Raw genomic sequence first — 4,970 nt, forward strand, 5'->3', positions numbered from 1 at the left:
CCCGCGAGCTGTGTGTTCAACTCGCGGGATCTGATGCTGTGTCTCGTCCGGACAAGACGCACGCATCTGTGGCTGGTCATTCCCTGCGACTCCCGGTGCGAAACCAGACGGTTTCGGTGAAGGGCCGCTGGGGCATGCACTTCGTTGTCGGGAGCACAGGGGCATCCCGGTACGTGCCGGTTCGTCCGGCTACGGCCGTAGGACAACCGAATTCGGAGGGCACGATGGCGACTTCGAGGAACACGACCGCTACCACCGAGCAAGTCTGGAGCGTCCTCTCGGACGGATGGTCGTACGCGACGTGGGTGGTCGGCGCTTCCCGTGTCCGTACGGTCGATGCCGATTGGCCGGCAGTCGGGAGCAAAATCCATCACTCGGTCGGCCTGTGGCCGGTGGTACTGAGCGACCACACCGAATGCAAACAGATGCACGAGGGACGTGAGCTACGCCTGTCCGCACGTGCGCTACCGTTCGGCTCTGCGGAGATCATCATGCGGCTGCATCCCCTTGCAACCGGCTGCCGCATCGAGATGATCGAGCATGCGCAGACCCCACCCTTCAATCTCGTTCCCGACGCCGTCCAACACGCGATGGCGCATCCTCGGAACAGCGAGGCGCTGAAGCGTCTGGCATACCTCGCGGAAAGGTCGTCCACGCCGTCATGACCACCAGCACTGCCGACGCCGTTGTCATCGGGGCGGGCCACAACGGTCTCGTCGCCGCCGCTGCACTCGCCGATGCCGGTTGGGACGTGGTCGTCCTCGAAGCTGGTCCCGAGCCCGGCGGCGCCGTGCGCAGTGCCGAGTTGATTCCCGGGTACGCAAGCGACCTGTTCAGCGCGTTCTATCCGCTGGGCGCGTCGTCGCCTGCGATTGCCGCCCTCGAACTCGAACGCCACGGTCTCGAATGGAGCCGCTCACCGGCGGTCTACGGGCACGCGCGTTCGGGCACCGACGAGGACGCACCGATCGTGCACAACGACGTAGCGGACACTGCGGCTCACCTCGCCGAGTACGACCCTCGCGACGGTGACGCCTGGATGGCGATGTTCGAGCAGTGGCAGACCGTCAAGAAGCCGTTGCTCGACATCTTCTTCTCCCCGTTTCCTCCCGTCGGTGCCGCCACCTCACTCGCCAGAAAGCTGGGACCTGCCGAGACTCTGCGGTACATCCGGTTCATGGCGTTGTCCGCACGCACGATGGCGCACGAGTCGTTTCACAGCTCGGCGGCGCGGTGCCTTCTCCTCGGTAACGCCATGCACGGCGATGCTCCGATCAACGCCCCGGTCAGCGGCGCGATGGGCTACCTGTTGACCATGCTCGCCCAGGACGTCGGCTACCCGGTCCCGAAAGGCGGCGCAGGCGAACTGACCGCGGCGTTGGTCCGGCGAGCGGGGAGCGCACAGGTTCGGTGCGACAGTGCGGTCACACGTATCGGCGTGGAGAACGGCAGGGCCACCACCGTCCACACTGCCTCGGGCGACACCATCCGCGCCCGGAAGGCGATCATCGCCGACGTCTCGGCGCCTGTTCTCTACGGATCGCTTCTGCCTCACGACGCGGTTCCACGTCGAGTGCACGACGATCTCGTCAAGTTCGAGTGGGACACTCCCGTGGTCAAGATCAACTACGCCCTCGATCGGCCCATCCCGTGGCGGTCGAAGAGCCTGTCTCAGGCCGGCACCGTTCATCTCGGAGCCGACGGGGACGGACTTCTCCGGTGGACCACAGATTTGACGACGGGCGTCCTACCGAAGAGTCCATTCATGCTGTTCGGCCAGATGACGACGGCCGACGCTACGCGTTCACCGGCCGGCACCGAGAGCGCCTGGGCCTACACGCATCTGCCGAGCGGAATCACCGACGATGCGTCGGCGGACATCATCGCCGAGCGGGTGCTGGGTGTTCTCGAACAGCACGCGCCGGGGTTCGAGTCGGCACTGGTGGGCACCGTCGTCCAGCGTCCGTCGGACCTCTTTGCGGCCGACGGAAACCTGCACGGCGGCGCGGTCAACGGCGGCACTGCCCAGCTGCATCAACAGCTGATCTTCCGGCCCACACCCGGTCTCGGCCGCCCGGAAACGCTCGTGGAGGGATTGTTTCTGGGAAGCTCGTCGGCGCATCCGGGAGGCGGCGTGCACGGAGCTCCGGGTACCAACGCGGCACGCGCCGCGCTGGGCCAGCAGGGAATCATCGGCGCAGTACGCAAAAAGGTGACCAGCTCCTTGCTGGAGCTGGTCACCCGGTGAAGCAAGTGTGTCGGATCAGCCGAGGGCATCCTCGACCGAGTCGAACCGTTGCACCGTCGTGACGACGGCCGCTGCCTCGAGCAACCGGTGGACCGGATGCCCTTCGATGAGGCACCACGTCGCGCCGGCGGCCTCGGAAGCCGAATCCAACGCCGTGAACACTGCGAGACCCGCAATGCCGAAGAAGTCGACATCGGACAAATCGAAGATCAACCGCACGCCTGGTGAGACGCGTGCACTCACGTAGTCGGTGAGGATCGGTGCGCTGCGGACATCGATATCGCCGTGCACCTTGACCACGAGAGAATCGGAACCTGCGGGTGTCGAACTGAAGATCGCCCCCGTTGCAGCCACCGCGACCGTACTTGCGGTTGCGGACTGCGCCTTGGTGGTTCCCTCGTCGTTCATGCTGTGTGGAGTCACCGTCATAGCCCATCCCATCGTCGAGCACCTGGGAGGAAGCGCGTAAAGAAAGTGTGGCCGACAGATCCGCGTTTCGGCTGGGGTTCACACTGGGCGTCTCCCCCGACAACGGCTGTTAGCTCAACCACGTCTCACCCTACGGCAAGAAACCTCTCCCGTACACCGGCGGCGAATCCCCAGCTCGCAGACCACGCTCGAGTGATCACCGCGGGTTTCACCCGACCCGCGGTGGGGCAACCGAACGACTGATGCACGACGTGCAATACGGAATGAGCGATACGGAAGGCGGCGCCATGAAGGCTGTTACTTGGCAGGGAAAACGCAACGTCAGCGTGGACACGGTTCCCGATCCGAAGATCGAGAAGCCGACCGACGCGATCATCAAGGTCACCACGACCAACATCTGCGGCTCGGACCTGCACCTGTACGAGGTGCTCGGTGCGTTCATGTCGCAGGGCGACATCCTCGGGCACGAACCGATGGGCATCGTCGAGGAGGTCGGTTCCGAGGTCGGCAACCTGAAGGTCGGCGACCGAGTCGTCGTGCCGTTCCAGATCTCCTGCGGCAGTTGCTACATGTGTAACGCGAGCCTGTACACCCAGTGCGAGACCACGCAGGTTCGTGAGCACGGATCGGGAGCGGCATTGTTCGGGTATTCAAGCCTCTACGGCCAGGTGCCCGGCGGTCAGGCCGAGTACCTTCGTATCCCGCAGGCGCAGAACACCCACATCAAAGTCCCTGAGGGACCCGAGGATTCACGGTTCGTTTACCTATCGGACGTGTTGCCCACCGCATGGCAGGCAGTCGAGTACGCATCCGTTCCCGACGGCGGATCGGTCACAGTCCTCGGCCTGGGGCCCATCGGGGACATGGCGGCCCGCATCGCGCAGCACAAGGGGTATCGCGTGATCGGCGTCGATCGCGTGCCGGAAAGGCTTGCGCGCGCGTCGGCCAGAGGCATCGAGGTGTTGAATCTCGACGACCACGGCACCGACCTCGCAGACGTCATCCGCGAGTCGACGGGTGGGCGCGGCACCGACTCCGTCATCGACGCCGTGGGCATGGAGGCGCATGGCTCGCCGATCGCCAAGCTCGCGCAGCAGATGACCTCACTTCTGCCGGACGCAATCGCGGGCCCGATGATGCAGAAGGCAGGGATCGACCGACTCGGTGCCGTGTACAGCGCCATCGACATCGTTCGACGCGGCGGCACGGTGTCGCTCTCCGGCGTGTACGGCGGCATGGCCGATCCGATGCCGATGTTGGTGATGTTCGACAAGCAGATTCAGTTCCGGATGGGTCAGGCGAATGTCCTGCGGTGGGTCGACGACATCATGCCGCTTCTCACCGACGACGATCCGCTCGGCGTGGACACCTTCGCCACCCACACTCTGCCCCTCGCAGACGCGCCACACGCGTACGAGATCTTCCAGAAGAAGCAGGACGGAGCGGTCAAGGTATTACTGAAGCCATGACGAAGATACGAATGGTGAAGGGCGGGCCCCTCATGGTCGAGGGGCCCGTCGAGATCGAGATGCCCGACGGCCGCGTCGTAGAGTCCGAACGCACGATGGTGGCCCTGTGCATGTGTCGACGCAGCGACCTGTACCCGCTGTGCGACACCAGTCACCGCAGGAAGCGCTAGCGGCTCGGCCGCAACTCGTCGTGGTGGGCGCGCATCGCATCGATCAGAAGGGCGAAAACTCGGTGTGCAGCAGCGAGATCCGAGTCGGGCACATCTGCCAGTGCGGACGATGTGCGTGCGCCCAGTGGGCCGAAGAAGCCGCGGGCGACCTCCATGCCGTGGGCGTCGTAGCGCAGGATGACCTTGCGGCGGTCGCTCGCGTCTTTTTCCCGACGAATGTGGCCGGAGGTGATCATGCGTTCGACGAGGTACGTCATGGCAGCGGAAGACAGTCCCAGCCTGGTGCCGAGCTCCCCCGCCGTCAGTGGTGTGCCCTCGACGTCGGCGACCATGATGAACAGCAGCGCCCGAAAGTCGTTCGGGCGCAGGTCGTGCTGGGCGCCGAAGACCCGTCCGATTTCCTCCGACACGGCTGTCAGCGCGCGCAGGTCCGAGGAGATCATGGACTCCAGTTCACTACGATCCGGCACTGTTCACCTCTCTTCGCCTCACCTGGCACCGACGGCGCAACACTATCGCGCCGCACGACACCGCTATCTCTCAGTTGCTTAATTGTTAAGTAGATGAGATTCTTTTCAAGTGAACTTCTGGATCCGATTCGCCCGAATCGTCACCTCCCGCCGGTCGTGGGCGCTCTCCCTCGCCGTACTCGTC

General features: G+C 64.6%; 6 protein-coding genes. 4 read left to right on the forward strand and 2 right to left on the reverse strand.

Features of this window, described 5'->3' with window-relative positions:
- The first annotated feature begins 224 nt into the window (after nt 1-224).
- Complete coding sequence (locus WBQ44_RS00425; RefSeq protein WP_495564763.1) at nt 225-665, forward strand: SRPBCC family protein; 441 nt, start codon at nt 225-227, stop codon at nt 663-665.
- Nucleotides 662-2,248, forward strand: a complete 1,587-nt coding sequence (locus tag WBQ44_RS00430; protein ID WP_495564764.1) for a phytoene desaturase family protein — start codon at nt 662-664, stop codon at nt 2,246-2,248. Before WBQ44_RS00425 ends, WBQ44_RS00430 begins: the two co-directional genes overlap by 4 nt.
- A gap of 15 nt (nt 2,249-2,263) precedes the next feature.
- Here WBQ44_RS00430 and WBQ44_RS00435 read toward each other — a convergent pair whose 3' ends face one another.
- A complete protein-coding gene (locus WBQ44_RS00435; protein WP_495564765.1) occupies nt 2,264-2,677 on the reverse strand; it encodes an STAS domain-containing protein in 414 nt (137 codons plus the stop codon).
- Between the two features lie 287 nt (nt 2,678-2,964).
- Between WBQ44_RS00435 and WBQ44_RS00440 the strand changes: the two genes are divergently transcribed.
- On the forward strand, nt 2,965-4,146 hold the full coding sequence (locus WBQ44_RS00440; RefSeq protein ID WP_495564766.1) for a zinc-dependent alcohol dehydrogenase: 1,182 nt from the start codon (nt 2,965-2,967) through the stop codon (nt 4,144-4,146).
- The gene (locus tag WBQ44_RS00445) at nt 4,143-4,316 is read left to right on the forward strand and encodes a CDGSH iron-sulfur domain-containing protein (RefSeq protein WP_495564767.1); all 174 of its coding nucleotides are present in this window, start codon (nt 4,143-4,145) and stop codon (nt 4,314-4,316) included. The genes WBQ44_RS00440 and WBQ44_RS00445 overlap by 4 nt, the downstream gene beginning before the upstream one ends.
- On the opposite strand, the gene WBQ44_RS00450 is transcribed toward WBQ44_RS00445, so the two are convergent.
- Nucleotides 4,313-4,759, reverse strand: a complete 447-nt coding sequence (locus tag WBQ44_RS00450) for a MarR family winged helix-turn-helix transcriptional regulator (RefSeq protein ID WP_495564768.1) — start codon at nt 4,757-4,759, stop codon at nt 4,313-4,315. The two genes, WBQ44_RS00445 and WBQ44_RS00450, sit on opposite strands and share 4 nt — an antisense overlap.
- Nucleotides 4,760-4,970 lie beyond the last annotated feature (211 nt).

Origin of the sequence: Rhodococcus sp. (in: high G+C Gram-positive bacteria) (genome assembly GCF_049591685.1) — a bacterium.
Taxonomy (GTDB): Bacteria; Actinomycetota; Actinomycetes; order Mycobacteriales; family Mycobacteriaceae; genus Rhodococcoides.